Origin of the sequence: Paracoccus sphaerophysae (assembly GCF_000763805.1) — a bacterium.
In the GTDB taxonomy this organism is placed as follows: Bacteria; Pseudomonadota; Alphaproteobacteria; order Rhodobacterales; family Rhodobacteraceae; genus Paracoccus; species Paracoccus sphaerophysae.
Genome location: NZ_JRKS01000113.1, coordinates 1 through 4,929, shown reverse-complemented (window position 1 = coordinate 4,929; position 4,929 = coordinate 1). Strand labels below are relative to the sequence as shown.

4 protein-coding genes and 1 tRNA gene are annotated in these 4,929 nt (G+C 67.0%); 3 read left to right on the top strand and 2 right to left on the bottom strand.

What is annotated here, in order from left to right; all coding sequences use genetic code 11:
• Positions 1-1,294 (top strand): peptidoglycan-binding domain-containing protein (locus IC63_RS18305; protein WP_156965537.1); only part of this gene is annotated, 1,294 nt, incomplete at its 5' end.
• A gap of 2 nt (positions 1,295-1,296) precedes the next feature.
• On the opposite strand, the gene IC63_RS16460 is transcribed toward IC63_RS18305, so the two are convergent.
• Positions 1,297-2,745 carry a TrkH family potassium uptake protein gene (locus IC63_RS16460; RefSeq protein ID WP_036722598.1) on the bottom strand — a complete coding sequence of 483 codons (1,449 nt, stop codon included), beginning with the start codon at positions 2,743-2,745 and terminating at the stop codon, positions 1,297-1,299.
• Positions 2,746-2,950: 205 nt separating this feature from the next.
• Here IC63_RS16460 and IC63_RS16455 point away from each other — a divergent pair.
• Positions 2,951-3,024, top strand: a tRNA-Gly gene (locus IC63_RS16455).
• 128 nt (positions 3,025-3,152) lie between these two features.
• A complete protein-coding gene (locus IC63_RS16450) occupies positions 3,153-4,430 on the top strand; it encodes a tyrosine-type recombinase/integrase (RefSeq protein ID WP_036722595.1) in 1,278 nt (425 codons plus the stop codon).
• On the opposite strand, the gene IC63_RS16445 is transcribed toward IC63_RS16450, so the two are convergent.
• Positions 4,412-4,588, bottom strand: coding sequence for a hypothetical protein (locus tag IC63_RS16445; RefSeq protein WP_156965536.1), 177 nt, complete (start codon positions 4,586-4,588; stop codon positions 4,412-4,414). The two genes, IC63_RS16450 and IC63_RS16445, sit on opposite strands and share 19 nt — an antisense overlap.
• Positions 4,589-4,929 lie beyond the last annotated feature (341 nt).

Genomic DNA, 4,929 nt, shown 5'->3' with positions numbered 1-4,929 from the left:
GGAGGCTGGGGATGCGGCGGCGGACGGGGCTGCGATGCCGGAATCCGACGCCGCCGAACCGACCGCGGATGCGCTGCCCGCCGATGCGGCAGATGCCACCGCGGCGCAGCCGGCGGACCCTGCGGCAGATGCCACTGACGCGCAGCCGGCGGACCCCGCGGCGGCCACGACCGAAGCCCAGCCCTCAGACCCGGCGACCGAAGCCGCCGCCGCAGCACTGCCCGCCGACCCCGCCCCGACCGGCGACTATCTCCGGCTCCAGCGGCTCGAAAGCCGCGACCTCGCCGACGCGGCGCTGGCCAAGTGGCGCACCGATTTCCCCGAGGCCGGGCTGTGGCAGCAGAAGGACGGCGCCTTCGCCGTCACGCTGGGCCCGATGCCGGTGCCCACCGCCGAGGCGTGGCTGAGCGCGTTCCGCAATGCGGAACGGGTCGGCAAGCCCGCTGCCGTGCTGCCCGCCGCCGATCTGGGCACCCAGGTCGACCCCGGCCGCGCCCCCGACCTGCCCGGGCCGGGCAGCGCCGAGATGCCGCCGCTCGAGGAAATCCAGCGCGCCCTGCGCTGGGCCGGGCATTACGATGGCAAGATCGACGGCAAGGACGGCCCGCAGACCCGCGCCGCCATCGCCGCCGAGGTCGTGGCCCTGCGCGCCGCCCCCGACGAAGCGACCGCCATGCAGGCGCTGATCGACCGCCGCGCGGCCTGGCGCGACGAGATGGGCCTGACCCGCCTCGACGACCCGCAATCGGGCCTGTCGGTGACCGCGCCGATGGACCGGCTGCAATTCGACCGCACCGAACAGGGCCTGTCGATCTATGGGCCGAAGGACGGCTCGGGCGCGGCGCTGATCCTGTATGCGGCGCCCGGCGGGCAGCAGGAGATGCTGGACTTCACCGGCCTCGTCACCGCTTTGGGCTGGGTGCCCTCGCCCCAGCGGCAGATCGACAACGGCCACGCCAGCCTCAAGGGCCGGAACGAAACCCATATCGGCCAGGCCGAGGCGCGGGTCGTCGATGGCCGCGTCGAGGGGTTGGTGCTGATCTGGCCGGTCATGGACGAGGCCGACCAGCCCCGCGTCGCGGCCGAGCTGATCGACAGCCTGTCGCGGACCCCGGCCGCCGAGCCTGCCGCCGAGCCCGCGGCGCCGGCCGCCCAGCAGGCCGCCGAGCCGACTGCCTCGGAGGCCCCGGCCGCCACCGATCCGGCGGCCGCCACCGACCCGGCGGCCGCTACCGGCCCCGCAACCGCCACCGACCCGGCGACCGCCACGGACCCCGCCGCGCCCTCGCAGTAGTCCTATTGCCGCCAGAACCGCGGCATCAGCACGACAAAGACGGTGATAAGCTCCAGCCGGCCTAGATACATCCCCACGATCATCAGCCACTTGGCGGTCGTGGGGAAGTTGGCCACGCTGCCGTTGGCCGTCACCTCGGGGCCCCAGGCCGGGCCGACATTGGCGATCGCCGTCCAGGCGGCGGTCAGCGCGGTGCGGGCGTGCAGCCCGGTCAGCGCCAGCGCCACGATCAGCACCCCGAAGGTCAGGATGAACAGCGTGAACAGCGCCATCACCGAGTTCACCACCTCGGGGTCCAGCCGCCGTCCGTGCAGGCTGAGCAACCGCACGCGGTTCGGCGACTGCATCTGCGCGAGCTGCGCGCGTAGCGCCTGGAACAGTACCTGGTAGCGGAACACCTTGATCGAACAGCAGGTCGATCCGGTGCACCCCCCGATCAGACCCGCGACGATCAGCAACACGAAGGGCAGATGCCCCCATTGGGTGACGTCGACCGAGGCATAGCCGGTGCCCGAGATCACCGAGATCACGTTGAAGACCACCTCGCGCAGCATGACCAGCGATGGGTAGAGCCCCAGCCAAACCGCCTGGTAGACCATGATCAGCGCGCTGATCGTGGCGATGATCGCCACATATGTCCGGATCTGGCTGTCGCGCCACAGCGCGCCGGGGCTGCCGTGCAACCCTTGGATCATCAGGATGAACGGGATCGAGGACAGGAACATGAACAGCGACGCGACGAGTTCGGCCGGACCGGAATACTTGCCAAGGCTCGCGTCGTAATTGCTGAACCCGCCGGTCGAGCAGGTGGTCAGCGCGTGGATCACCGCGTCGAACCCGGTCATCCCCAGCGCCGCATAGATCAGCGCGCAGACGATCGTGATGCCGAGATACAGCTCGGTCAGTTCCGAGGCGATCGAGCCGGCCCGGGGCATGACCTTGCCCATCGTGTCGAACCCCTCGGATCGGAAGAACTGCATGCCCCCGACCCGCATCACCGGCAGGAACACCATCGCCACCACGACTATTCCCAGCCCGCCCGACCATTGCAGGATCGCGCGCCACAGATGGACGCCGTCGCTCAGCTCGGCCAGCTTGGGAAAGGTGGTGGCGCCGGTGGTCGTCATCCCGGACATCGATTCGAACATCGCGTCGGTCAGGCTGGCCCCCGGCACCCCCATGAGGATCGGGATGGCGCCGATCGCCGGCAGCACCAGCCACAGGCCCGAGGTCAGCAGGAACGCCTGTTCCAGCATCAGCGTGGCCTGGCGGTGACGGGTCGCGAGCATCACCAGGAGGCCCAGCACGATGGTCCCCGCGGCGGTGACGGCAAAGACCTGCGCGCCTGGGCCGCCCTGGTTCCAGTCGACCACGGCCGGGGCGATCATCAGCCCGCCCATCGCGATGGCGAGCTTGGAAATCGCGTGAATGACGGGGCGGCTATCGATCATGGCGCCCTGACTGCCCGCCGCCCGCCCGCCGGTCAAGCGGCCCGCGCGGCCAGGGCCTGCGAGGGTGGCAGGCGGGACGCCGGCGCGGCGGGCACGGCACCAGCGGATGGCTCGACGGCACCGGCCGGGCGGCGCGTGCCGGCCGGGATCGCGGGGCTGGCCCGGCTTGCGCGCAGGGCAGGGCTGGGCTAAGCCGCATGCTGACGCGGGTGTAGCTCAATGGTAGAGCAGCAGCCTTCCAAGCTGAATACGTGGGTTCGATTCCCATCACCCGCTCCAATTCCATCTTCAGGTCCATCTGTAAGACGATAGAAGGAAGGGATTTTCCTTCTGATCGCTCTTGAATGCGCTTCAACTGCTGCACACATTGCTGCACAATTTGCTGCACACGGCATCTGAGAGCGCCCATGGCCGATATCCTTGCGAGAGGCAACAAAGGGCTTCTGTATCTGCGCCGACGCGTCCCCGTCCGGTTTGCCGAGGTCGACAGACGGAAGATCGTGTGGGTCGCACTCCACACTGACAGCTTCGCCGAAGCACAGAAAAAGGCGGTCGCGGTCTGGGCCGAGCATATGGCGGCCTGGGAGGCTCGGTTGGCCGGAGAAAGCACGGAGGCCGGCGAACGGTTCGAGGCCGCGCGGCAACTCGCCGCAGCACGGAATCTCCGCTACCTTCCGGCTCGACAGGTCGCTGCCCTTCCATTGCCGGAGCTTGTCGAGCGGATCAAGCGGGTCCGTGGCAGCGGCGGACGCCCCGATCCTGTGGAAGCGCGTGCCCTCCTCGGAGGCGTTGAGCCCACCACGATCAGCGTCAGCGGCGCCCTGGCGACCTATTGGTCCCTTGCGGCTGACAAGACCATCGGCATGTCGGACGACCAGAAGCGCATCTGGCGCAACCCTCGGAAAAAGGCGGTGAAAAACTTCATCTCGGTCATCGGCGACAAGCCACTTGACCAGATTGACCGCGATGACATGCTCGATTTCAGGCAATGGTGGATGGACCGGTTGGCGGGTGGAGAGGTCAGCGCAAACAGCGCCAACAAGGAGATCGGGCACCTCTCCAGCATTCTGCAGACCGTCAACGAGGGTAAGCGGCTGGGACTGACTCTCCCGATCGGCAAGCTCTCATTGAAGGAAGGAGAACAGCGAGCCCGCCCGCCCTTCAGCGACGAGTGGATCCGCGAGAAGCTGCTTAAGCCCGACGCGCTGGCGGGGTTGAATTCCGAGGCGAGGAATATCCTCCTCACCATGGTCAATACCGGCGCACGCCCGTCGGAGATTGCTGCGCTCTTGCCCGGCCATATTCATCTTGACGCAGACGTTCCGCATATCGCGATTCTTCCCGTGGGCCGCCACGTCAAATCCAGATACTCCATCCGGAAGATCCCGCTGACCGGCGTGTCGCTCGAGGCGATGAAGCAGAGCCGCGACGGCTTTCCGCGCTATCGCAACAAGCAATCCTTCACGAATACCATCAACAAGTTCCTGCGCGAGAACCACCTCCTGGAAACGCCGGACCATGTGCTCTACTCCCTTCGCCACAGTTTTGAAGACCGCCTTCTGGCCGCGGGTATCGACGAACGAATTCGCCGCGATCTCATGGGTCACCGGCTGGACAGGGAGCGGTATGGCCAGGGCGCTTCCCTCGCGAGGGTCGCCGGCTTGCTTCAAGAAATCGCACTGTGAATTGCCATGATCGCCCTCGCGCGATCGACTGCCTCATTTTGACGATCGGCAAGCATCTTCTCACGTTCGAGGCGCTCGAAAATCGGAAGATAGACCGGATCCTGGATAAGGAGTTCGGCCGCCACCCGCAGGGCCTCGGCAAGATCCTGCTCGGACACCTCGGGGCACCGCCGCGCGTTCCTGTAGGCACCGGCAGTCGGCATGGATCGGGACGGCCGAAGCTGTCCGGATCCGCCATCCATGACTGCGCGAAGCTTTCCCATGACGACTCACGTGTTGGATTCGTCGTGAGACTGGGGGAGCAGCGCTCCTGATTTTGGGATACAAATGGGAAACTTGGTAACGCACTGATTCTATTCGCTGGGTCCGCAACGGCTCTGATGATGTGACCGCCCCCCGACGGCATCTGATGTGCCAAGGTGGGTCTGCAACGATCCACAAAGGGGAGCGGTCATGTCGGAGATTATCACGGTCGGGCTCGATCTGGCGAAGAATGTAT

Excerpts from the sequence above, each read along its gene's own strand:
- IC63_RS16460 (WP_036722598.1), bottom strand. The coding sequence starts at position 2,745 with ATGATCGATAGCCGCCCCGTCATTCACGCGATTTCCAAGCTCGCCATC.
- IC63_RS16450 (WP_036722595.1), top strand. The coding sequence starts at position 3,153 with ATGGCCGATATCCTTGCGAGAGGCAACAAAGGGCTTCTGTATCTGCGC.